The organism is Amycolatopsis roodepoortensis, from assembly GCF_024628825.1.
Classification (GTDB): Bacteria; Actinomycetota; Actinomycetes; order Mycobacteriales; family Pseudonocardiaceae; genus Amycolatopsis; species Amycolatopsis roodepoortensis.
Genome location: NZ_CP102415.1, coordinates 6,403,106 through 6,424,258 on the forward strand (window position 1 = coordinate 6,403,106; position 21,153 = coordinate 6,424,258).

Here is a 21,153-nt window from a genome sequence, read left to right on the forward strand (position 1 = left end):
TGCTACTTCCAGTCGACCTGCGTGGACCGATAGAAGTCGATGCCCTGCTGAACCCAGCGCGGGCTCTGCTTCGCCAGCCGGAGCCGGTAGGCGTCCCAGGTGCGGGAGTCCTTCGGCGACCAGCCGATCTCGGCGTACCCCGGAAGCCTCGGGAACGCCATGAATTCGATGTGGTCACTGGTGATCAGCGTTTCCGACCACAGCGGAGCCTCGACGCCGATGACGTTCTTCTCCGACACACCCTGCAGATACGTGGCCGGATCCCAGTCGTAACCGGTCTTGACCTCGATCAGCCCGGCCCAGCTCAGCCCGAGCGGCGTCTGCGGGTGGTACTTCATGTCCAGGTACGCCTTGTTCGCGGGCGACATCAGGATCTTGTTGCCCCGCGCCGCTGCTTCGGCCACGTGGGCGTCCGTCCCGGTCGTGCCCCAGAACTGCGGGACGGCCGAAACCGGCGGTTTCGTCTTGGCGATGTCGTGCCAGCCGGTGATCGTCTTGCCGTACTTCGCGACGATCGGATGCACCTTCGTGGCGAAGGTCTGGTAGTCCTCCGGCGTGGTCGAGTGGGCCTCGTCGCCACCGATGTTGATGTACTTCCCGGGGGTGATCGCCGACAGTTCGCGGATGACGTCGTCGACGAACTTGTAGGTGATGTCCTTGCCGATGCACAGCGAGCTGTAGCCGACCTCGATGTCCGTGCGTGGCGGTATCGGCTTGCCGTCGCAGTTCAGTTCGGCGTAGGAATACTGGGCCGCGTTGGTGTGCCCCGGCATGTCGATCTCGGGAACGATCGTGATGTGCCGCGAAGCCGCGTAGCGCACCAGGTCCTTGTACTGCTCCTGCGTGTAGTAGCCGCCGGGAGCGCCGCCGACGGCCGTCTGGCCGCCCACGGTCGCCAGTTTCGGCCAGCTCTTGATCTCGATCCGCCAGCCCTGGTCGTCGCTCAGGTGCAGGTGGAGGTTGTTGATCTTGTACTGGGCGATCTGGTCGATGTAGAGCTTGACCTGGTCCGGCGTGAAGAAGTGCCGGGCGACGTCGAGCATCGCGCTGCGGTACCCGAAGCGCGGGTAGTCGAGCACGGTGCCGCCCGAGACCACCCACGAGCGCTTCTGGACGGTCTTCGCCTCGATCGCGGAGGGGAGCAACTGGCGCAGCGTCTGCACGCCGAGGAACAGGCCGTCGTCGGTGTTCGCCTTCAAGGACACGCCGGAACGCGACACCTTGAGCTGGTAGCCCTCGGCGCCGACACGGCCGCTCGCGTGGCCGGTCTCGAGCGAGATGGCGGGGCCGCCGCCGCGGTGACCGCTGACGACGGGCAGCCGGTAGCCGGTGGCGGGCCGGAGCAGGCCTGCCAGGTACTCGGCGACCTGCCTGCCTTCGCGGTCGGTGCGGATGACGGTCGCGGGACCGAGCCGGAAGTCGGAGCGGGGATCGGGTTTCGCGTCCACCGGCGCCGGGACGACGTCGGCGACGGTCCGTTCGGCCTTGACGTGCTGCCCCGCGCTCGCCGTCGCGGGCAGGCCGAGCGTCACGAGGCTCAGGACCGCCACGCCGAGCACGGTTCTGGACAGGTGTTTACTCATGGAGCACCTCCGGTCGGATACCTGGAGACTCTCTTCCCTGAGAAGGTATAGACCAATAGGGCAAACGCGACAACACCCGATCGGACCAGTACGCCGTACCGATCACCGGTCACTCGCCGCGCAGAACCGCTTTCAGGGCATCGAGAACGCTCGCGTCCTCGATCGTCGACGGCACCTGTTCGTCACGGCCGTCGGCGATCCCGCGCATGGTCTTGCGCAGGATCTTCCCCGACCGCGTCTTCGGTAGCGCGTCCACAATGGACACATCGCGGAACGCGGCGACCGGGCCGATGTCCCGCCGCACCAGCGCGACCAGCTCGGCCTTGAGTGTTTCCGCGTCGACGTCGGTGCCCGACTTCAGCACCACGAAACCGCGCGGAAGCTGCCCCTTCAGCTGGTCACGGACGCCGATCACCGCGCATTCGGCGACGGCGGGGTGTGAAGCCAGCACGGCCTCCATCGAACCGGTCGAAAGCCGGTGACCCGCGACGTTGATGACGTCGTCGGTGCGGCCCATGACGAACAGGTAGCCGTCTTCGTCGACGTATCCGGAGTCACCCGTCAGGTAGTGGCCTTCGTACCGCGAAAGGTACGCCTCGCGATACCGCTCGTCGTCCTGCCACAGCGTCGGCAGCGAACCCGGCGGGAGCGGCAGCTTGATGGCGATGGCGCCCTCCTGGCCGGCGGGGAGCGGTTCGCCCGCCTGATCCAGGATCCGCACGTCCCAGCCCGGTACCGGTTTCGTCGCGGAACCGGGTTTGACCGGCATCGGTTCCAGTCCGCGCGGATTCGCCGCGATCGGCCAGCCGGTCTCGGTCTGCCACCAGTGGTCGATCACCGGCACCCCGAGCTTCCCGTGCGCCCAGTGATAGGTCTCCGGGTCGAGCCGTTCCCCGGCCATGAACAACGTCTTGAATCCGCTGAGCTGGTATTTTTCGATTTCGGCCGCGTCCGGATCGACCTTCTTGATCGCCCGCAACGCCGTCGGCGCGGTGAACAACGCCTTCACCCCGTGGTCGGCGATGACGCGCCAGAACGCTCCCGCGTCCGGGGTATTTACAGGTTTGCCTTCAGATAAACCTTCTTAGTGGTACCGTACGGCGCATGGCGACAAAACGGCAAGTCGCCTCGCTCGATCTGCGCGCCTACCTGCGGGTTTCCAAGGACGCGAGCGGCGAGGAACGATCCCCCAACGAACAGTGGAGCGATCTTCAGGCCGACAGCGAGGCCGAGGGGTTCACGCTTCACGCGTCTCCGTATCGCGACATCGGCAGCGCATCGAGGTACGCGGGCAAGGCGCGCACGAACTTCGATCGCATGGTGCGCGACCTCGAGTCGGGCGAGTTTGAGGCCGACGGCCTTGCGCTGTGGGAGCCAAGTCGCGGCAGCCGGAAAGTGTCCGAGTGGGCCCGGCTCATCGAGACGCTCGCCGAGCGAAAGCTTGGGGTTTGGGTCCACACCGACGGACGGCTCTACGACCTGTCGCGGGCGCGTGACCGGAAGGACCTCCAAGACGCCGCCGTCGATGCCGAGTATGAATCCGGCAAGACGTCCGAACGGCAGGTGCGCAGTCAGGCCGCACGTGCAGCTCGAGGCGGCGCAGCTGGTCGCCTCTCGTTCGCGCAGGTGAGCGAGTACGACCCGAAGTCGGGCAAGCTGGTACGGCGCTCCTGGGACGAGGAAAAAGGGCAACTGGTAATCGACGCGTTCAGGGCTGTCGACAAGGGAAAATCGCTCTTTTCGATCGAAAAAAAGTGGCTCGCGGAAGGCGTCCTTAACGGTCGCGGAAAGCCGTTCACCGGTAATCAAATTCGGGAGGTTCTTCGCAATAGGACATATATTGGCGACCGTGTCCACGTGCCCGGTCAGATCATCCGGTGGTATAGGGCGAACCCGGAAGACGTGATGATCACCAAGGGGGATTGGGAGCCGCTCCTTAAGCTGGAAAACGGCGACGCCGACCGGGACCTGTTCTTTCGCGTTCAAGACATCCTTTCGCGGGCAGAGAGGGTGACTACGCGTCCGGGGGGCGCGCGGCATCTCATGAGCATGACCGCTAAGTGTGCGGTATGCACCGGCCCGATCGCTGCGGGCTGCGGCAAGCGTGGATCCTCCACTTATAGGTGCGGCAAGGGTTGCGTTAGCGTGCAAAAAGCCTTGGTCGACGAATTTGCCACGGATCTGATTGTCGGCTTCCTCTCGCGCGAGGACGAATACGCCTCATTGGAGCACGGAGACGGTGGGAACGTGGAGCTTCACGAGGCGCAGAAGAAGCTCGCTGATATCGACGCGCATTACCAATCAATGAAGTCGTTGACGCGTCAACGCAAAATGAGTCCTGAGGCATTCGCGGAAATGGAGCCGGGCGTCCTGGCTGACCTCGCGACAGCGCAGCAGAGGGTCGACATGCTGCGTACGCCCCTGGAGCTCCGGGAATTCTTCGCGCCGGGTGACGATGTGCGGGAAAGGTTCGAGGAATGCGACATAGCTGCCCAACGGCAGATCGTCGCCTACGTTTTCAGCCCTGGTCGGCTAGGTGAGTTCAGGATCAAGAAGTCACCGACGCCTGGTCACATCGTGCCGATCGAGCAGCGAGTCGAGTTCTTCCGCCCTGCCGGGGCCGAGGTTGAGCCGGGGGAAGCGGCCAACCTGGTCGGGGTGGCTGAGTCGTAGGGGAGCCTGCCGGACGGGGACCACCCCGAACCCGTCCGGCAGGCCGCTAGTCGGTCTGGTCTCGGTAGTTCAACCAGAGCTCTAGCCTGTCGATCTCACTCAACGCCGCAACCCTTGCGCGGCGCTTGTAGGTGACCTCAGCCCTGTACGACAGGACGGCAAGCACGAAAGCCGTTCCAATGTGGATCGTCGTCAGCTGCGGGGGCCATTCATGGATCGCGCCGACGATGCCGAGCGTGATCCCAACGACCAGCACAACGCCGGTGGCGATGTACAGCGCCGGGTACACGGCGACGCGCGGCGCCGGCAGCGTGGTGTGGCTAGCCGACGTCATGTCCTGGGTGGTCAACGTGTGCACTCCCTCCCTCGGTGTAACGGGATAACCCCTTTGCACCTTGCCTATCGCGGGGACATCGGATGATGTGACACATCGTTAGGAGAAATCTCAACATTCGCCCGACCGGCAGACATCCGGTAACGCCACGGTTGCACATCGGGCGAGGGTCGATAAAGGACGTTGGTCCGCCGCTGGTCAGCTCCCTAGAGTGCGCGACTTCTCAGTGTTCCGTGTGGACTCGGGCGCCCTGCGTAGTTTGATCACCGCGGCATCGTGAAGGTAGCGGGCCCGCGCATCATCGCCGCTGAATCGTCCGATGCTTCGCCCCTCGGCCTCGATCTGGTCGAGGCTCATCCCCTCAATGCGCGCGATCTCGTCCGACGTCCACTCGGCGAGTAGGCCGTCGCTGGGGTTGCTCTCGGCTGGGTGCGCCGGCGGTTCCGGTTGAACGGGCGCCGGTTCCCGCGGGGCGATCTCCCATGGCCGCGGGCCGGTGCCGTTGATGTAGGCCGTGATGCTTCCGGCCGGCCAATCAATGCCGTCCTCGATCGCTTCGTAGACGGCATCGCCGACGCGGTCGCTTCCCCGCTCCGCGTTGGCGACGCTGCTTTCGTGCTTGCCGATCGCCGCGGCGAAAGCTTCCTGACTCGTGTGCTGAGCCTTCCTTCGCGCCTCTTTGATCTTCCGCCCGACTTCCTTGCGTCGCGTGGTCGTCACGCGGCGAGAGTATCCAAGAGTTTTACAGAGAACCAGCCGCCGACCAGGGGGTGCGTCGCCACTCCATACCGGGTGCATGCCAAGTAAAATACAGAAGATTCAAGAGTTTGCCATCCGCTAACCGGGCTAAGGCTCGAAAACACGGGTTGTACTGTCTTGAAAAGTCTGGCAATGTCTGGCTCATGCCAGTCGTGAACCACGAACTTCTCCGCCGAAAGCGTGACGAGCGCGACATCTCGAACGGTGAACTTGCCGCACTGGTCGGGTCGACCTCGAACTATGTGTCGAACATCCTGCGCGGCGCGGACAAGCCGGGTATGCGCATGATCAATCGCCTTGCTCGCGCCCTGGAGCTGAACCCCGACGACATCGTCGCCGCCAAACCGACCGGGGACCCGACCGACCCGCCCCTGCAGCCGACCGGGCCGACCGGCCCCACGCGCAGGCAGGACGTCGAGAAGGAGCGGACCGGCCCCCGTCGGGTCGCCGATGACAGAGCACTCGCCGGTGCGCCGTGATGCTGCAGGCCGAGGCGGGCGAGACCCGCGAACAGTTCATCCGGCGCGTGGTCGCCACGGCGAACCCCTTGAGCCCGACCGAACGGCAGCGAGTCCGGCAGATGTTGCCCCCGGTCCGCCGTCGCGATCAGGCCGTCAGCAAGGCCGCGTGAACCCCAGTCCCCTGCAAGAAAAAGAGCCCGCCTCGCGCGTGCAGGCACGAGACGGGCAAGGCCCCGCGGGGCCCCGACCAAGAGGAAGTGCCCTCATGATCGCAGCGAAGAATACCGCCGCCACCGGCGGCCGCCATCGTTCATGCCGTCCGACGTCGTTCCGGACGTGGTTCCGCCGGGTGACCGGCCGCGCGTTCGTCGCGCCGGTCGAGGCGACCCGGATCCTTCCGGCCGTCGGCGACCTGATCGACCACCCCGACGTGCGGGCGATGCAGCTGCGCACGCTCGGCGACGTCGAGGTCAAGCTCGCCCCGGACTTCTTGCCGACCGAGTGCGGTTGGTGCCCCGGATCGCGCCGGATCACCACCGTGCGGGTGCACGGCGCCCCGGATCCGCACGACCCGCACAACCCGCTGCAGGTGGCCGAGGTGTGCCACGTCTGCGCGATGCGCCCCTACGGCCCGGTGCGGCAGGCCCTTGTTGAGCGCATCGACTTCACGCGCCCGATCCGTCTCGAGGTGTGCCCGTGACCGCGGATCGGCTGACCGAGGCGCAGCTGCGCGAGGCGCTCAACGTCTTCACGTCCACGCTGCGGCAGGAACGCGACCAGGCCGAGACGCTCGCGAAGGGCGGCGCGTGGCGCGAGGGCGCCCGCGTCGGTGGTCTGTCGTCCGCGCTGTCGCTGCTGTGGCAGCTGACGGGCGGCGAGTTCGGCGAGGACCCCGAAGAACGCACGCGGCAGGTGTTCGGCGAGCTCGACCGCACGGTCGCCGAGGTCCGCGCCGACCGCGCCGCCGAGGTCGACGGCGAGCGGGGCGGGCAGCGATGACGGTCCGCCTCGACATCCCGCCGCCCCCGCCGTCGCAGCCGCGGCCCGTCCCGGTTCCGCCGCGGCTCGAGGTGCGTGAGTCGTTCGACGGCGTGGTCGCGATCCGGAGCGACCGCGGCGGGTGCCTGCGCCGCCCGTGGTCGGTGGTCTACGTGCCGCCCGGTTTCCGTCTCGCCTACGTCCTGCAGGCACTCCGCGACGACCAGGTCGCCGAGTGGGTGCCTCTTGTCCAGGAAGGAAAGTCCCGATGATCGACGCCCGCGAGGTCTCGTTCTTCACCGCCGCGCAGCTGATCGTGCGGAAGATCAGCGGTGCCGCCATCGGCCCCGAGGCCCGGCGGATCACCATCGAATGGCGCTACGACCGCACCGACCCGTGGGCCATCCGCATGCACATGCCCGCGCTCGAGGCCGAGTACCGGTTCGCCCGCGAGCTGCTCGACCGTGGCCGGATCGAACCGACCGGCGCCGACGGGCGCGTGTTCGTGCAGCCGTTGTTGTCGCAGTGGGTCGAGATCACGCTGCGGTGCAACTGCCGAAAGTGCCCGGCCTTCCTGTTCTCGTTCGATCACTCCGAGATCGACAACGTGATCGACGCGACCGAACTACTCGTGCCGCTCGGCGCCGAGGCCGACCAGGTCGACGAGGCCGCGGTCGACGCCGAACTCGCGCGCATCGCGTCGGGCGCGGCGTGAGCACGCGTTCGCACCTGTCGGTGGTGGGCGGCGACGGCGACCGCCGCCCCGCCCGCCGCCGCAAGACCGACACGACGGTCGTGTCGGGCTACGACTACCCGCGTAACCCGCTTCTGCAGTACACGCCCGGCCCGGACAACACGAACTGCCCCGCGTGCGCGTGGCTCAAGCTCGAGGCGTGCCCGCATCACCTCGCGTGGCAGGCCGCGGCCGACTACTACGGCCAGACCGCCGAGGCAGCACCGGATCCGACGGACTACCCGACCAGCCCGCCCGCGTTCGAGGTCGACCAGCCGTTGTTGCTGCGCGGCAACCTGCGCTGCGTCGTCGCCCGTCGCGAGTGGACGGCCGTCGGGTGGGTGTACCTGGTCGCGCTCCACCCTCGCGGCACTCCCGCCTCGGCCCGTGAAGCCGAGTTCACCGCGCTCCCGCCCGGTGAGCACCACGACACCACGAAGGGAACGCACACATGAGCGTGAGCCTGTCCGGGCGGCTGCCCAAGGACGACAAGAACGGCATCGGCATGATCGGCGCCGCGCTGCTGGACAACCCGACCTCCACGCACCTGATCGTCGCCATCGTCACCACGGAGAAGGTCACAACGAACATCGAGTCGGGCGAGGTGATCCCGACCGCGCGCATTGTCGCCGTCGAGGCGTGGCCCGGCTCGAGCGCGGACGCGAAGTCGCTGCGCCGGGTGTGGCAAGAGGCGTACGAGCAGCGGACCGGGCAGCAGGCGTTGCCGTTCGAGAAGACCGAGACCGCCCCGGCCGACGCCGCCGGCGACTTGCTGCGCGACGGCGCCGGGGTGGTCGTGTCGTTCCCCGGCTCAAGCTCGAGCAAGACCCCGGAAGAGGTCGACCTGATCTGTCAGGCCGCTGATCTGGTGATCACGGCGAACCTCGCGTCGGTGTCCATGCTCGCCCGCAAGCTGCGTATCGGCCGCGCGGCCGCCGAACGGCTCATGCAGGAGCTGCGGCGCCGGAAGGTGGTCGGTGAGGCCGAGGGCAGCAAGGAACCGCCGGTGATCGCCGAGGCCGCCGACCTGCCCGCGATCGTCGAGGCGATCCGCGGCCCGCGCGCCGACGAGGACCAGGCCGACGACGCCGCCACTGATCCGGAGCAGTCGTGACGTGCGCGCCCCGCCCGCGCGAGGACCTCACGACCGTGATCCGGCAGGCCACCGCGCAGTGGGCCCACCGCCACCACGTCGAGGCCCCGCTGCCCGACTTCGCGGCCTACCTCGCGGACAACGTGCAGCACCGGGTGATCGACCCGCTGTTCGTCGACAGCCGCGCCTACCTCGCCGCGCTCGAGGCCGACAACGCCGTGTTGGCCGACGAAACCGCCCGCCTCGGCGAGGCGCTCAAGGCGCAGACCCTCGCAGCCGAGACCGCCGTCGCCGAACTCGAGCAGTACCGCCCGACCACCCCCGAACTCGACGAGAGGACACCAGCATGACCGAACAGACGATGTCGGTCCGGGTGATCGACCGGTCGGGTTGGGGGACTTCGGCGCCGTATCCCGCCATCCGACGTGTCGAGATCTCCCGTTGTTGCCCCACGTGTGGCGGGCAGCGCGGCGAGCCCCGGAACCACAACTTTTACGAGGACGGACAGCACTTGTCGTGCGACGTCTGGGACAACCCGTGCGGCCACGTGGACATGTACGAAGCCGTTCTCGCAGAGGCAAAAGCCGACCAAACCAAAGGAGAGTGCCAGCATGGCCGCCACTGACCCGGCGCCGTCCATGACGGACGCCGATCGCGATCTGTGGCGCGAGCGGTTCGCCCGCGCCGCGCGCGAACCCGTCCGCGCCGCCGATATGGCCCCGGTTCTCGCCGTCCTGGTCGAGGCGCTCGAGACCGTCAACACCGCGCACGCGCAGCTGCTCGCCGCCGACGGTCTGCTCGAGACGCTGTTCGGCTACCTCGCCAACGGCGAGCGCGGCAACCTCGGCGAGCCCGCCCGCCGTACCGGCTGGATCTCGCAGCGCCGGATCGACGAACTCGGCGAGCGGCTGCGCGCGTGGCGTGCGTCGTGGGCCCCGACCGGTTCGGCGGTGTCCTAATGGGACTGAACGTCACCGAGGCGAACTCTGCCAACGTCGTACTCCGGTACGTGATCGCGCTGCAGACCGCCTACCGGCCGCCGACCGCCCGCGAACTCGAGGCAATGCAGGACATCGCCCGCGGCGCCAACAAGCGGCTACTCGCCGGGCTCAATGAGACGCACGTCGCCGACGCGTTCGCTCGCCCTGCCGAACCGTACGACCTCGACGACTCCCGGCACCCTGTGTGGGGCACCGTGTGCGACAAGGCCGGAACGCTCGAGGCGACCATCGCCGCGGCCGCCGCGCCCGACCCGGTCGACGCGTTCACCCGGCTGCTGGCCGAGGTCGTGCGCGACGTCGTCGCCCTGTACGACCCGTGGACTCCCGCCAGGGCGGGGGGCGCGTGATGACCGACCGGCAACGCGTCCGCATCGTCGCGACCGACCGCAAGACGCGCGTGTTCATCGGCGGCGTCGACATCTCAAGGATCGTGTCCGGAGTCGAGGTGTCGCTGTCGCCGGGGCAGCCCGCCGAGGTCACGCTGCGCGTGCCGCGCGCCTCGGTAGTGCTCGACCGCCCGGTCGACCTCTCCGTCGTCACCGACGACACCGCCCCGCACAGCGAGGGGCCGACGGCATGAGCGACCAGAACGACACCCGCGAGCACATCGTCGACACGGCCGCCGTGTTCCTCCGCGCCGCCGGCGCCGACTCGCCCGAGAGCGCCGACGCCGTGGTCGCCGAGTACCTCGGCGAGGGCGACCCGATCGACCGCTACGGCCGGTTGTGGTCGCTGATCTCGGTCGGGCTGGTCGTGGTCGGCGAGACGCTGCGCGCGCTGATGAACCCGCCCGGCCCGGTCGCGCTCGAGGCCGAGGAAACCCCCGACCCGACCGAACTCACAGCAATGAAGGCGATCACGGCGCAGGTGAACCTCGACGGCGAGGCCGCGCAGGACGTCGTCACCGGGCACGTGGCCGCCGAGGGGCTCGAGGGGCTTGTCGACCTGCTGCGCGCGTTCCTCGACGTCTACCGGCTCAACGCGATTTGGGGATCGGAGACGACGACGTGACCGACCCCGAGGAACTGCTGCTCAAGTGGCGCGAGGACATCGACAGCGTGCCCTACCCCGACCCCGACGCCGATCCCGGCGACCGCCCTGCAGACACGGGCGGTCGCTGACCGGGCGGGGCCGGAGTCGCTACGGCGACCCGGCCCCGCTTTCCAACTGGGACAAGGAGAAACCCCCGTGATCCACCGGCACGACCCCGCCAACCCGGCGCCCGCGCGGCGCCGGGTTTCCGCGCGTATTCCGGGCGGTGCCTCATGCCGTGGCTGAGGCTCAACGACGTCGGTTACGACGACCCTCTCGTGCACGCCGTCGGCAACTCGGCATACGGGGCCCTGACGCGCCTCAAGCAGTACGCGAGCGCGCAGCGCACCGACGGGTGGCTGCCCGCCCTCAAGGCGAGGCAGATCGCCACACGGCGCGAACTCAAGGCGTTGACCAACGTCCGTCTCGGCGACGGCCCGCCGATGATCCACCAGCCCGGCGACGAGTGCCGATGCCTCGAGGGAAAGAAGTGGAACGCCGAACTCGGCGGCTACTGGGTGCACGCCTTCCTCGACGAGAACCCCTCACGGGCCGAGAACGACGTGCACCGCGCCAAGACACGCGAACTCAAGGACAAGGAACTCAGGGCCGCGGTCAAGGCCCGCGACGGCATGGCCTGCCGGTACTGCGGCATCACCGTGAAGTGGGCCGACCGCAAGACCCCGGCCGGTGGCGTGCTCGACCACGTCGACCCGAAGATCGCCGCCGGTGCCGACAACCTGGTCGTCGCGTGCCGTGGCTGCAACGGACGCAAGAAGGACTGCACCCCGGAGGCCGCCGGGCTCATCCTGCTGCCCCCGCCGAACCTCGCCGCGATCAACGCCGAATCAACGCCGGATCAACCGCCGATCACCGGCCGATCACCGGATCGACCAGAAACCGACCCGGATCCCGCGCAGAACACCATCCCGACCGGAAACCAAGTCCCACCAGCGGAATCCGCCACCAACACCAGGCCCGACCCTGCCCAAAATCAGCCACAGAACCCCATGATCACCGACGGAATCACCGACGCGATGACTACCGGGACGGGTAGGGGACGGGACGGGGTAGCTCCCCAGACAGGCCCCACCACCTACCGGGACCGCGTAGGCGATGCAGGACCCAACGGCCACCGCCCCACCGTGGGCCCCGCCGACACACCCCGCGACCAACTCGCCCCCAACCCCTACACCCGCACTGCCACACCGCCCCCGCCACCGCAACCGCCGGGCGATGTCCGGTGACCCGCTACCGGGGCCAGTTCAACAACCGCGAACTCGACGACCTCGCCGCGGCCGAACTCCTTGAGCGCGAACGCGAACTCGCCCTCGCCGTCGACTGCCCCGAATGCCACCAGCCCGCCGGCCGCCCGTGCCTCACCCCCGACGGCCGACCACTACATGCCCCCGCCCACTGGCGACGGATCCGGGCGGCCGACCACCACCGACAGGAGCGCGATCCCCAATGACCGCCGAACCCGAACGCCCCGACCCGGCCGACGTCGTCGACTTCATCGAGACCGTGGTCGGTGTCGACCTCGAGCCGTGGCAGCGCAGCGTCGCCGAGGCGCACTACGCCCATGCCCGGATGGTCGACAACGTCGCCCGGTCGACGCTCGCCGCCATCACGCCCGGAGTCGCGGCCGCCGCCGTCCACATCGCCCGGTCGTTCGCCGCGCTCGCCGAGGCACTGCAGGCCACCGTGCCCGCGCTCGCCGACCTCAACGAGATCGCCGCACTCAACGCAGCCGACCGGTTCGCGCGAGCGCTCGAACTCACCCGCACCCGCAACACCGGACCCGCCCGGCAGCCCCGGCCGCCGCGCACGATCAACGCGAGGGGAACCCGCCCGTGACCGCCGAACCGACCGACCCGAAGACCCTGCGGCAGTGGCAGGCCGAACTCGCCGCGCTCGCCGCCAAGCTCACCGACCCGATCACCCTCAAGGTGATCCGCGACGACATGAGCACCACGACCCACACCAAACCGGGATTGCTCGAGCAGCTGCGCCAGGCCCACGCGCACGGCGGCGAGACCGGCAAGGCATCGGGCAGCTCGCCCGGTGTCCCGATCCGGGTTGCTGCGGCCGACCTGCAGCGCCACCTCGACCGCGAGGCCGCCACCCTGCACTTCAACGCGCTGGTACAAGACGCCGATGTCGTGTCCCGGATCCGGGCAACCGCCGGCATCGTCGGGCGATGGGCCGAGGTCAACCGGGTCGCGGCCGCCGTGCTCGAGCTGCGGTACATGGTCGAGCGGATCGAGGAACTGCTCGACCCACCGCGACGGCTGCACGTCGCCGCCGCGTGCCCCGCGTGCGGGCAGGGCATGGTGTGGCGCCTCGACCCCAGCACCGGCGAACTGGTCCAGTCCCCAGCGCTCGCCCTCGACGCCCGCACCGGCTGCACCTGCCTCGGCTGCGGGCAGGTGTGGGGCCCGGAAAACCTCGAGTTCCTGCAGGGCGTGCTCACCGTGGAGCAGGCCCGACGCCCACGGCTGCGCAGCAGCGCCGAGGGCAACGGCCACCGATCCGAGGTTCCGGTCACTCACACCGGCGACCCGGACCGTAACGACGACCAGGCGCCCGCGCGATCTGCTGCAGTGAACTCCGAACCGCAAGGGGGAACACGTCCATGACGACCGACAACGACCGGCCGACCGTCGGATGCGAGCACGCGCACAACGTCAACGGCAACTGTTTCGAGCCCGGTTGCCCGAACTCGAACAGCCGGCGCCACCACCCGCACGCCGGGCAGCCCGTCGACGAGGTCGCCGAGTTCGTGCGAGCCCGCCTCACCGGCGCCAAGGCAACCGCGGAACAGCTGCCCGGCCACTTGGCCGCGCGCGAGGTGCGCCGGGTCGACGGGCTGCTCGAGCTGCTCGACGTGTGGGAGGCGAACCGCTTTGCGGGCGACCGGCCGCACCCACTCGAGCTGCGGCTGCCCTCGCTGCTCGCCGCCGAGTTCATCCCCGACCCCGACCAGCCGATTACCCCGCTGTTCGATCCCCCCTACGACGAGCAGCAGACCGTGACGAACAGCCTCGAGGAACTCGGCCGCACCGTGGCGCGGCTGTACGAGGACGACCCGGCCGAGAACCAGCGAGTACAAGCGCTGATCAACCGGGCAATGGTTGCCTCGGCCGACACGTTCGCCGCGCTCGAGGCGATCGCCGCCGCGTGCGCCGACCTGTCGCTGCCCGCCGACACGCGGTAGCCGAACCCCTGTTCGACAGGCGAGTGATCGTTCTGCATACTGGGGGCACTTAGGCGAAGTGTGCCCGGACACGGCACCGAGAGAAGCCCCGGCCACTGGTCGGGGCTTCTCTCGTTCTCGCCGCCCTCAGGAGATCTACGTCATGGCTGACGTGGTAGCGCCGTCGCCGCCGGGCCGCTGTTCGGACTCCACGTGTCCGAGGCCCGGCCCAACACTTCGGGGTGGGGGATGGGCTCGGCGAACGGCAGGCCGTGGCGCCGGGTCACGGCACAGTTGCGCGAGATTGCGGCAGCGTCCGGCGCGGCGTGCGGGTTGTGCGGGCACCGGATCGACCTCGGCCTACCGGCCAGACACAAGATGTCGTTCACCGCCGACCACATCGTGCCGCGCAGCAAGGGCGGACCGGACACCCTCGACAACGCACGCCCCGCCCATCGCAGGTGCAACTCGAGCCGCGGCAACCGCGCGGCCGAGGCGCCGATGCCGACTTCCCGTAGGTGGTGACCGCGCATGCCGTGGATCAAACGACAGAAGCACCAGCCGCACCGGTGCATGACGCCAGGCAACCTCAACACCGCGCTCCGGGACATCGCGAGCGCAGGTGACCAATGGCAGTGCGACGCGTGCGGCACGGTCTGGACCGTGCACCGAACCACCTCGCCAACACAGCCGTTCGAGTTCCGCAAGGACTTCACGTAATGCCAGGGGTGGCGGCCGCGCGGGCGCGGCTAGCGCGTCGCCGGACGTAGGACCGGAGTGGAATCGCGTACCGGGAGAACGCCCGGCTAAGTGTCCTGTTCGACTCAGGGCCACCCGCCGCCTCACGACTTCACGTTAGGTGGTGATCAGGTGCGGCAGGTAGTGGTGATCGCGGGCCCGATCTGCGCGGGCAAGACCACGCTCGCGCACAAGCTCGCCGACGAGAACGGCGGGCGCGTGCTCGACCGTGACGAGATCGCCCGCGCGATGGGCAGCCCGCGCAAGTGGTTGCACTCCAAGGCGTACAGCCGACAGGCCGAACACGTGATGCGGCTCGAGCTGGACCAGATCGCCAAGGCCCGGACCGGCATCGTGTACGTGGTGCGGTCCCTGCCCGTCGCGGCACAGCGCGCCGCGCTGGTCGACCGGCTGCGCGCCGAGTTGATCCTGCTGGATCCCGGCCGCGACGAGTGCATACGCCGCGCGCGTGCGGACCGCCGGCCACCGGGCAGCGTGCCCGCTATCCACCGGTGGTACGCGCGCTACCTGCCCGGCACGGAGACGGAACCCGAAGAGCACTTCGCGACCTCGCGTGACTGGTGACCACTGTCCACACGCGACACACCCGCGCTCATCGATGCGCACCGCGCTGACCTGGGTTTTTTCGGCGCGGGACCACGGGAGACCCCGCGCCCACCATCCCTGAATTTCTCCCCGGCACGAAAACACAGGGCGGAGGGTGATCACATTGACGGCCGAACGGATCACGACGATCAGCGATGTGATCGCCGACGAGATCAAGGCGACGCGCAAGCGCGCCGGGCTCACGCGCGGCGAGTTCGCCGCGGCCGCATGGGAGAAGGGCGCGCCGGAGTCGTTCAGCGCTGCCGTGGTCGGCTACATCGAGACCGGCCGCCCGGACAAGGAAGGCCGCCGGCGGCGCGAGGTCACGGTCGACGAACTGCGGTTCATCGCCGCGGCTGCAGGTACGACGCCGCTCGGTCTGCTCGGCGAGCACGCCGCGCTGCTCGGCGGCGACGAGCCCCCGGAGTGCCCGCGCTGCGCCGCGGAAACGGGCACGCTCGAGCGGCAGGTGCGCGAGGACATCGCCGCACTCGGCGACCTCGCCGACACCGAACCGGCGCTCGCCGAACTCGCCTACGCCCTCGCGGCCGCGGTCGACCGCGGCGCCGACGAGAACCCGATACCGCCGCTCGCCAAGGAACTACGGGCGACGCTCAAGGCGCTGACCGACGCCGTAGCCGTTCGCACGGCGCCGGATGACGACGACGAGTTCGGCGACCTCGGCGACCCGGAGTAGCTCGAGGGGAGGCCCCCGCGTGCCGCTGTCCGAAGAGGACCGAACAGAAGCCCTCAGGGCGCAGCTGCTCGACCTGTACGGGCTGCGGTGTGTTCCCCGATGGGGGACGCCGCGTGACCTGTCACGGAAGACGTACGGGCCCAAGGTGGCGCGGATCGCCGAGGCGTTCGGAACGCCGTTCATGCCGTGGCAGCGCTACGTCGCCGACGTCGCGCTCGAGGTCGACCCCGTCACCGGACGTCTGGCCTACCGCGACATCCTGCTCATGGTGCCCCGGCAGTCGGGCAAGACCACGCTGTTGCTCGCCAAGATGGTGTGGCGGGCGAACGCGTGGCCACGGCAGAACATCCTCTACTCGGCGCAGAATCGCCTCTCGGCCCGTAAGAAGTGGGAAGAGGAACACGTCGCCGCGCTCGACGCTGCGCAGCGTTTCCGGGGCCGCTACACCGTCCGCAAGGTCAACGGCAACGAGGCGATCCGGTGGCGCAACGGGTCGCGGCACGGCATCACCTCGAACACCGAGACCGCCGGCCACGGCGAGACCCTCGACGACGGCACGATCGACGAGGCGTTCGCGCTCGAGGATGCCCGGCTGGAACAGGCGTTCTCCCCGGCGATGATCACCCGGCCGCAACCGCAACAGTGGCTTGTGTCCACCGCGGGCACCCTCGCGAAAAGCCATTTCCTCAACGGCAAGCGCAAGCGCGGCCGCGCCATCATCGAACGCGGTGAGCCGTCCACGTTCGCCGTGTTCGACTGGACCGTCGGCGACGAGTACGACCGGGACGACCCGGCGACCTGGTGGGGGTGCATGCCCGCCCTCGGCCACACCGTCACCGAGGCCGCCGTGCGTTCGGAGCGGGAGAAGATGGAGGCCGCCGAGTTTGACCGCGCCTACCTCAACGTGACGAAAGTGGTGGTCGTCGCCGACGACCCGAACGTCCCCACCAAGTGGTGGGCGGACCGGGCCGACCCGCGATCCAGCGCGGCCGACATCACGCTCGCGGTCGATATCACACCGGACCGACAGAAAACCGCGATCAATGCCTACGGGCACCGCCCGGACGGCCGCGGGCACGTCGAACTCATCGAGCTGCGCGACGGCACCGACGGCGTGGTCGAGAGGCTGGTCGAACTGCGCGACCGGCACAACCCGATCGCGGTCGGTCTCGACATCGCAGGGCCCGCCGGGTCGCTGCTGGTCCCGCTCAACAAGGCCGGATTCAAGGTGCCAGACGACCCGATGAAACCCGAACGCGGGCAGCTCGCGATCCCGACGGCGCGGGAGTTCGCCGCGTCGTGCGGCGCGTTCGCCGACGCTGTGGAGCAAGACCGGTTGCGCCACCTCAACCAACGACCGTTCAACGAGGCGTTGGCCGGCGCCCGTACTCGCCCGCTCGGCGAGGCGTGGGCATGGGCCCGCCGCACCAGTGACTCGAACATCGCCCCGTTGGTGGGCGGAACCGTGGCCCGGTGGGCGCACGAGACACGCGCGCACCTGGTCGTCGATGACTACGACCCGGTGGGGAACTTCTGGTGAAAGGGGACAACCCGTGACGAAGCTGCGCAACGCCTACCGCGCCGCCGTCGGTGCCGTGGCGACGTTCGCCGGGCACACCGTCCGCATTGGACCCGGTATCGGCGCCGGGGTGTGTTTCGTGCTCGCCGGGTGGCTGGTCGCGGTCCCGCTCGGTCTCGCGATCGCCGGGGCGTTCCTGCTGTGGGCGGATTGGCGGATCCGGTGAGCCTCTGGTTCCGCGGTGCCAAACCTGAACAGCGGCCACAGATCTACTCGCCCGCGCCGTATCCGGTGCTCGCGCCGGGATCGTATGCCGATCTGGATCTGTCCTCGGCCGAGAGTGCGCTGCAGTCGATCGCCGTGCACAGCGCGGCCGACCTGATCGCGTCGTTGTGTTCGGAACTGCCGGTCGAGGTCTATTCCGGTGAGGGCCCGGACCGGCGCACGCGCACGACGCCGGGCAACCTCAAGGATCCCTCGGGCGAGGGGCAGGGGCTCGAGGACTGGTCTTATCAGCTGGTGTTGTCGTGGCTGCTGCGCGGCAACGCGTTCGGCGACATCCTCGACGGCACGCTGCAGCAGCCGCGGCAAGTTCTGTTGCAGCACCCCGACGACGTCACCGGCTGGATCGAGGACGGCAAGCCGGTGTGGAACGTGCGCGGCCGCCAGGTCGACGACGCGAAGTGGATGCACCGCCGCGTGATGCCGGTCGCCGGGCGCGTGCTCGGTGTCTCGCCGATCCAGTTCCACGCGTCCACGGTCGGGCTGTCGATCACGTCGGTGAAGTTCGGCGAATCGTGGTTCCGCGACGGCGCGCACCCCTCGGCGATGCTGACCAACGAGGAAGCGTCGATCAACGAGCAGCAGGCCCGCGAGGTGAAAAACCGGTTCCTCGCCGCGCTGCGCGGCAACCGCGAACCCGTGGTGATGGGCAAGGGCTGGAAGTATCAGGCGATCCAGATCAGCCCGGAGGAATCGCAGTTCCTCGCGACGCAGGGCTACACGGAGGCGCAGTGTGCGCGGATGTTCGGGCCCGGCATCGCCGAGGTTCTCGGCTATGAATCCGGCGGGTCGCTCACCTACGCCAACGTGGAATCCCGCGCGTCGCACCTGCTGGTGCTCACCATCAACAAGTGGTTGCGGCGCCTCGAGCGGACCCTGACGGCGCTACTGCCCGCGCCGCAATACGTCGTGATCCCACGCGAGGGAATCCTGCAGGCGACCACCTTGGACAAGTACCGATCGTATGAGTCCGCGCTGCGCAACCGGTGGAAGACCGTGAACGAGATCAGGCAGGGCGAGAACCTGCGCCCCGTGCCGTGGGGCGACAAGCCGAACACGACCGGAACCGGTGCCGCGCAAGGAAAGAACGGCGACCCGGACGACGGCACCGACAACAAGGAGGACGGCACCGAATGAACACCCTGACCGTGCCCGACCTCGATCTCGTGCGCGCGGTGCCGACCTGTGTCCGGGCCGACCGCGCCGAGGCCGAGGCGGGCGCCATGCCCACGATGGTCGTGCGGTTCTCCGCGTTCGATCGCTGGTACGAAATCGACTCGTGGTGGGAAGGCCGCTTTCTCGAGCGGACCGCCCGCGGCGCGTTCACCAAAACGATCAGCGAGAACCGCGCCAACATCAAGGTGCTCTACGACCACGGGTTCGACTACCAGATCGGGAACAAGGTCCTCGGCACGATCGAGGACCTGCGCGAGGATCCCGACTCCCCGGTCGGCGAGGTCCCGCTGTTCGACACGTCCTACAACCGCGACCTTCTGCCGGGCATCGAGGCGGGCGCCTACGGCTCGAGTTTCCGCATGCGGGTGATCAAGGACGAGTGGAACGACGAACCCGGCCGGAGCGAGCACAACCCGGACGGAATCCCGGAACGCACCATCAAAGAGGTGCGGCTGTTCGAGTTCGGGCCCGTCACGTGGCCGGCCAACCCGGACGCCACCGCCGGTGTCCGCGGACTGACCGACACCTATTACGAGCGGCTGCGCTCACGCGACCCGAACGCGGTCGACGAGCTGCGCGGCCGGATCCAGACCCACCGCACTCCCGCCGACCGGGCAGCCGCCGACGGCACTGCCCACCGACCGGGAGCCGCACCCGACACCGACGAGCCGGCCGCGCGCCACTCGAGCGGGCTCACGCACGCCGCACGGCGTGCGCGCCTTTACCCCTACTTGGAAAGGAAACCGTCGTGACGCTCGAGGAAATGCGCGCACGGCTCGAGGCGATCGAGACCGAGCGGCGCGAGCTGCACACCAGCGCGGGCAATGACGCGCTGACCGACGAGCAGCAGACCCGATGGGATGCGCTCGACACCGAAGAGACCGCGCTGCGCTCGGACGTCCAGGCGGCCGAGACCGCCGCCCGCGAGGCGACCGAGGCCGAGACCCGGTCGGCGCGGGTGACCGCCTCCCGCGCCCGCTACGGCGCGCGGATGGGCAGCACCGACGACCCGCTCGGCGAGCCGGACGCGCTGCGCGGCACGTTCCGCGGCAACCCCTGGGACCTCAACGCCGTCAACCGGTCGCTGTACCAGGAGACCCCGGCGCGGGGCGGGGCCGACCTCGCCGCCCGCGCCGTCGCCGCGGTGGAGCACTGCCGCGGTGTGAACGACGCGTCCAAGCAGCGGATCACGCAGCTGCTCGAGGGATCCGACTTCACCGACGACGAGGAAGAGGGACGCTCGGCGCGCAAGGTCGCCGCGCAGATCATCGCCACGTCTTCGCCGGAGTACATGCGCGCGTGGTCCAAGGCGTTCAAGACCGGCATGCGCAACGGGCACCCGGACGTCGAGGCGCTCGGAGTGCTGCAGCGCGCCGCGTCGCTGACCGACGCCGCCGGCGGTTACGCCGTCCCGTTGCCGGTCGACCCGACGCTGATCCTCAACAGCGACGGCACGGTGTCGCCGATTCGGCAGATCTCGACGAATCGCACGATCGTCACCGACAAGCTGCGCACGGTCAACGCGACCGCGGTCACGGCGTCCTACGACGCCGAGGCGGCCGAGGTGTCCGACGACACCCCGACGTGGGCGAACCGCGACATTGACATGCACATGGCTCGAGCGTTCATCCCGCACTCGATCGAGATCGGGATGGACTACCCGAACTTCACGCAGGATGTCGCGTTCCTGCTCGCCACCGCCAAGCAGGATCTCGAGAACAACAAGTTCGTGCTCGGCAACGGCACCACGGAACCGCGCGGCATCGTGACCGCGCTGACCGGTACCCCGTTCGAGCTCACGTCCACCACCGCGGACACCTTCGCGATGGCGGACGTCTACAAGGTCGACGACGACCTGCCCGAGAACTTCGCCGACACCGCATCGTGGATCGGCAACAAGAAGATCTTCTCGGCGATCCGGCAGGCGGGCGGGGCGAACCTCGACGACTTCTGGGCCAACGCCCGCGAGGGTCTGCCGCCGCGGCTGCTCGACCACCCGCTCTACCGCACGTCGGCGATGGACGGCGTCATCAACGCCACGCAGGAGAACCGCGTTCTCGTGCTCGGCGACTTCCGGTTCTTCTGGGTGGTCGACCGGGTCGGGTTCTCCATCGAGCTGATCCCGCACCTGTTCCACACCGGCAACAACCGGCCGTCGGGGCAGCGCGGTGTGTTCGCGTTCTGGCGCAACGGATCCGACTCCGTGCTCGACCGCGCGTTCCGGATGCTCAACGTCACCTGATCCACCCCGCACCCGCGCCGAGGGCGCCCGCTGTCCCGTGTGGACGCCGG

The 21,153-nt window shown here is 68.9% G+C and carries 30 protein-coding genes and 1 pseudogene; 27 read left to right on the forward strand and 4 right to left on the reverse strand.

Going from position 1 to position 21,153, the window contains the following annotated elements; all coding sequences use genetic code 11:
• Nucleotides 1-2: 2 nt before the first annotated feature.
• Nucleotides 3-1,583, reverse strand: a complete 1,581-nt coding sequence (locus tag NQK81_RS30590) for a beta-N-acetylhexosaminidase (protein ID WP_257484258.1) — start codon at nucleotides 1,581-1,583, stop codon at nucleotides 3-5.
• Between the two features lie 109 nt (nucleotides 1,584-1,692).
• A pseudogene (locus tag NQK81_RS30595) lies at nucleotides 1,693-2,655 on the reverse strand (AMP-binding enzyme); the annotation flags it as partial.
• Nucleotides 2,656-2,687: 32 nt separating this feature from the next.
• Between NQK81_RS30595 and NQK81_RS30600 the strand changes: the two are divergent.
• A complete protein-coding gene (locus NQK81_RS30600; protein ID WP_257484259.1) occupies nucleotides 2,688-4,256 on the forward strand; it encodes a recombinase family protein in 1,569 nt (522 codons plus the stop codon).
• A 46-nt stretch (nucleotides 4,257-4,302) separates the two neighbouring features.
• Here the strand turns inward: NQK81_RS30600 and NQK81_RS30605 are convergent, their stop codons facing one another.
• Both NQK81_RS30605 and NQK81_RS30610 read right to left on the reverse strand, forming a co-directional pair.
• Nucleotides 4,303-4,605 (reverse strand): hypothetical protein, encoded by a 303-nt coding sequence (locus NQK81_RS30605; RefSeq protein ID WP_257484260.1) that lies wholly within the window; start codon nucleotides 4,603-4,605, stop codon nucleotides 4,303-4,305.
• A 183-nt stretch (nucleotides 4,606-4,788) separates the two neighbouring features.
• On the reverse strand, nucleotides 4,789-5,310 hold the full coding sequence (locus tag NQK81_RS30610) for a helix-turn-helix domain-containing protein (protein WP_257484261.1): 522 nt from the start codon (nucleotides 5,308-5,310) through the stop codon (nucleotides 4,789-4,791).
• A gap of 182 nt (nucleotides 5,311-5,492) precedes the next feature.
• Between NQK81_RS30610 and NQK81_RS30615 the strand changes: the two genes are divergently transcribed.
• The 26 genes from NQK81_RS30615 to NQK81_RS30740 all read left to right on the forward strand — a co-directional run bounded on the left by NQK81_RS30615 (nucleotide 5,493) and on the right by NQK81_RS30740 (nucleotide 21,103).
• Nucleotides 5,493-5,828 (forward strand): helix-turn-helix domain-containing protein, encoded by a 336-nt coding sequence (locus NQK81_RS30615; protein WP_257484262.1) that lies wholly within the window; start codon nucleotides 5,493-5,495, stop codon nucleotides 5,826-5,828.
• Nucleotides 5,828-5,980: a hypothetical protein gene (locus tag NQK81_RS30620; protein WP_257484263.1), complete on the forward strand. Its 153-nt coding sequence runs from the start codon at nucleotides 5,828-5,830 to the stop codon at nucleotides 5,978-5,980. The genes NQK81_RS30615 and NQK81_RS30620 overlap by 1 nt, the downstream gene beginning before the upstream one ends.
• 95 nt (nucleotides 5,981-6,075) lie before the next feature.
• Nucleotides 6,076-6,510 carry a hypothetical protein gene (locus NQK81_RS30625; RefSeq protein WP_257484264.1) on the forward strand — a complete coding sequence of 145 codons (435 nt, stop codon included), beginning with the start codon at nucleotides 6,076-6,078 and terminating at the stop codon, nucleotides 6,508-6,510.
• A complete protein-coding gene (locus NQK81_RS30630; RefSeq protein WP_257484265.1) occupies nucleotides 6,507-6,809 on the forward strand; it encodes a hypothetical protein in 303 nt (100 codons plus the stop codon). The genes NQK81_RS30625 and NQK81_RS30630 overlap by 4 nt, the downstream gene beginning before the upstream one ends.
• On the forward strand, nucleotides 6,806-7,060 hold the full coding sequence (locus NQK81_RS30635) for a hypothetical protein (RefSeq protein ID WP_257484266.1): 255 nt from the start codon (nucleotides 6,806-6,808) through the stop codon (nucleotides 7,058-7,060). Before NQK81_RS30630 ends, NQK81_RS30635 begins: the two co-directional genes overlap by 4 nt.
• A complete protein-coding gene (locus NQK81_RS30640; protein WP_257484267.1) occupies nucleotides 7,057-7,503 on the forward strand; it encodes an SsgA family sporulation/cell division regulator in 447 nt (148 codons plus the stop codon). Before NQK81_RS30635 ends, NQK81_RS30640 begins: the two co-directional genes overlap by 4 nt.
• Nucleotides 7,500-7,976, forward strand: coding sequence for a hypothetical protein (locus NQK81_RS30645; protein WP_257484268.1), 477 nt, complete (start codon nucleotides 7,500-7,502; stop codon nucleotides 7,974-7,976). The genes NQK81_RS30640 and NQK81_RS30645 overlap by 4 nt, the downstream gene beginning before the upstream one ends.
• Nucleotides 7,973-8,635 (forward strand): DNA translocase FtsK, encoded by a 663-nt coding sequence (locus NQK81_RS30650; protein ID WP_257484269.1) that lies wholly within the window; start codon nucleotides 7,973-7,975, stop codon nucleotides 8,633-8,635. The genes NQK81_RS30645 and NQK81_RS30650 overlap by 4 nt, the downstream gene beginning before the upstream one ends.
• Complete coding sequence (locus NQK81_RS30655; protein ID WP_257484270.1) at nucleotides 8,632-8,964, forward strand: hypothetical protein; 333 nt, start codon at nucleotides 8,632-8,634, stop codon at nucleotides 8,962-8,964. Before NQK81_RS30650 ends, NQK81_RS30655 begins: the two co-directional genes overlap by 4 nt.
• A 261-nt stretch (nucleotides 8,965-9,225) precedes the next feature.
• Nucleotides 9,226-9,573 carry a hypothetical protein gene (locus tag NQK81_RS30660; RefSeq protein ID WP_257484271.1) on the forward strand — a complete coding sequence of 116 codons (348 nt, stop codon included), beginning with the start codon at nucleotides 9,226-9,228 and terminating at the stop codon, nucleotides 9,571-9,573.
• Entirely contained in the window at nucleotides 9,573-9,962 is a 390-nt protein-coding gene (locus tag NQK81_RS30665; protein ID WP_257484272.1) for a hypothetical protein, read from the forward strand. Before NQK81_RS30660 ends, NQK81_RS30665 begins: the two co-directional genes overlap by 1 nt.
• The gene (locus NQK81_RS30670) at nucleotides 9,962-10,195 is read left to right on the forward strand and encodes a hypothetical protein (RefSeq protein WP_257484273.1); all 234 of its coding nucleotides are present in this window, start codon (nucleotides 9,962-9,964) and stop codon (nucleotides 10,193-10,195) included. Before NQK81_RS30665 ends, NQK81_RS30670 begins: the two co-directional genes overlap by 1 nt.
• Nucleotides 10,192-10,626, forward strand: coding sequence for a hypothetical protein (locus NQK81_RS30675; RefSeq protein WP_257484274.1), 435 nt, complete (start codon nucleotides 10,192-10,194; stop codon nucleotides 10,624-10,626). The genes NQK81_RS30670 and NQK81_RS30675 overlap by 4 nt, the downstream gene beginning before the upstream one ends.
• 254 nt (nucleotides 10,627-10,880) lie before the next feature.
• On the forward strand, nucleotides 10,881-11,894 hold the full coding sequence (locus NQK81_RS30680) for an HNH endonuclease (protein WP_257484275.1): 1,014 nt from the start codon (nucleotides 10,881-10,883) through the stop codon (nucleotides 11,892-11,894).
• A complete protein-coding gene (locus NQK81_RS30685) occupies nucleotides 11,891-12,118 on the forward strand; it encodes a zinc finger domain-containing protein (RefSeq protein ID WP_257484276.1) in 228 nt (75 codons plus the stop codon). Before NQK81_RS30680 ends, NQK81_RS30685 begins: the two co-directional genes overlap by 4 nt.
• Nucleotides 12,115-12,504, forward strand: coding sequence for a hypothetical protein (locus NQK81_RS30690; protein WP_257484277.1), 390 nt, complete (start codon nucleotides 12,115-12,117; stop codon nucleotides 12,502-12,504). Before NQK81_RS30685 ends, NQK81_RS30690 begins: the two co-directional genes overlap by 4 nt.
• The gene (locus tag NQK81_RS30695) at nucleotides 12,501-13,286 is read left to right on the forward strand and encodes a DUF7340 domain-containing protein (protein ID WP_257484278.1); all 786 of its coding nucleotides are present in this window, start codon (nucleotides 12,501-12,503) and stop codon (nucleotides 13,284-13,286) included. Before NQK81_RS30690 ends, NQK81_RS30695 begins: the two co-directional genes overlap by 4 nt.
• Nucleotides 13,283-13,864: a hypothetical protein gene (locus NQK81_RS30700; RefSeq protein ID WP_257484279.1), complete on the forward strand. Its 582-nt coding sequence runs from the start codon at nucleotides 13,283-13,285 to the stop codon at nucleotides 13,862-13,864. The genes NQK81_RS30695 and NQK81_RS30700 overlap by 4 nt, the downstream gene beginning before the upstream one ends.
• 228 nt (nucleotides 13,865-14,092) lie before the next feature.
• Nucleotides 14,093-14,368 (forward strand): HNH endonuclease signature motif containing protein, encoded by a 276-nt coding sequence (locus tag NQK81_RS30705; protein WP_063275876.1) that lies wholly within the window; start codon nucleotides 14,093-14,095, stop codon nucleotides 14,366-14,368.
• A gap of 345 nt (nucleotides 14,369-14,713) precedes the next feature.
• Nucleotides 14,714-15,166 (forward strand): AAA family ATPase, encoded by a 453-nt coding sequence (locus NQK81_RS30710; protein WP_257484280.1) that lies wholly within the window; start codon nucleotides 14,714-14,716, stop codon nucleotides 15,164-15,166.
• A 136-nt stretch (nucleotides 15,167-15,302) separates the two neighbouring features.
• Complete coding sequence (locus NQK81_RS30715) at nucleotides 15,303-15,884, forward strand: helix-turn-helix domain-containing protein (RefSeq protein WP_257484281.1); 582 nt, start codon at nucleotides 15,303-15,305, stop codon at nucleotides 15,882-15,884.
• 19 nt (nucleotides 15,885-15,903) lie between these two features.
• On the forward strand, nucleotides 15,904-17,424 hold the full coding sequence (locus tag NQK81_RS30720) for a terminase large subunit domain-containing protein (RefSeq protein ID WP_257484282.1): 1,521 nt from the start codon (nucleotides 15,904-15,906) through the stop codon (nucleotides 17,422-17,424).
• Nucleotides 17,425-17,437: 13 nt separating this feature from the next.
• Nucleotides 17,438-17,629: a hypothetical protein gene (locus NQK81_RS30725; RefSeq protein WP_034309466.1), complete on the forward strand. Its 192-nt coding sequence runs from the start codon at nucleotides 17,438-17,440 to the stop codon at nucleotides 17,627-17,629.
• Nucleotides 17,626-18,822 carry a phage portal protein gene (locus NQK81_RS30730; RefSeq protein ID WP_257484283.1) on the forward strand — a complete coding sequence of 399 codons (1,197 nt, stop codon included), beginning with the start codon at nucleotides 17,626-17,628 and terminating at the stop codon, nucleotides 18,820-18,822. The genes NQK81_RS30725 and NQK81_RS30730 overlap by 4 nt, the downstream gene beginning before the upstream one ends.
• Nucleotides 18,819-19,613 carry an HK97 family phage prohead protease gene (locus NQK81_RS30735; RefSeq protein ID WP_257484284.1) on the forward strand — a complete coding sequence of 265 codons (795 nt, stop codon included), beginning with the start codon at nucleotides 18,819-18,821 and terminating at the stop codon, nucleotides 19,611-19,613. Before NQK81_RS30730 ends, NQK81_RS30735 begins: the two co-directional genes overlap by 4 nt.
• Complete coding sequence (locus NQK81_RS30740) at nucleotides 19,610-21,103, forward strand: phage major capsid protein (protein WP_257484285.1); 1,494 nt, start codon at nucleotides 19,610-19,612, stop codon at nucleotides 21,101-21,103. The genes NQK81_RS30735 and NQK81_RS30740 overlap by 4 nt, the downstream gene beginning before the upstream one ends.
• The last annotated feature ends 50 nt before the right edge of the window (nucleotides 21,104-21,153 follow it).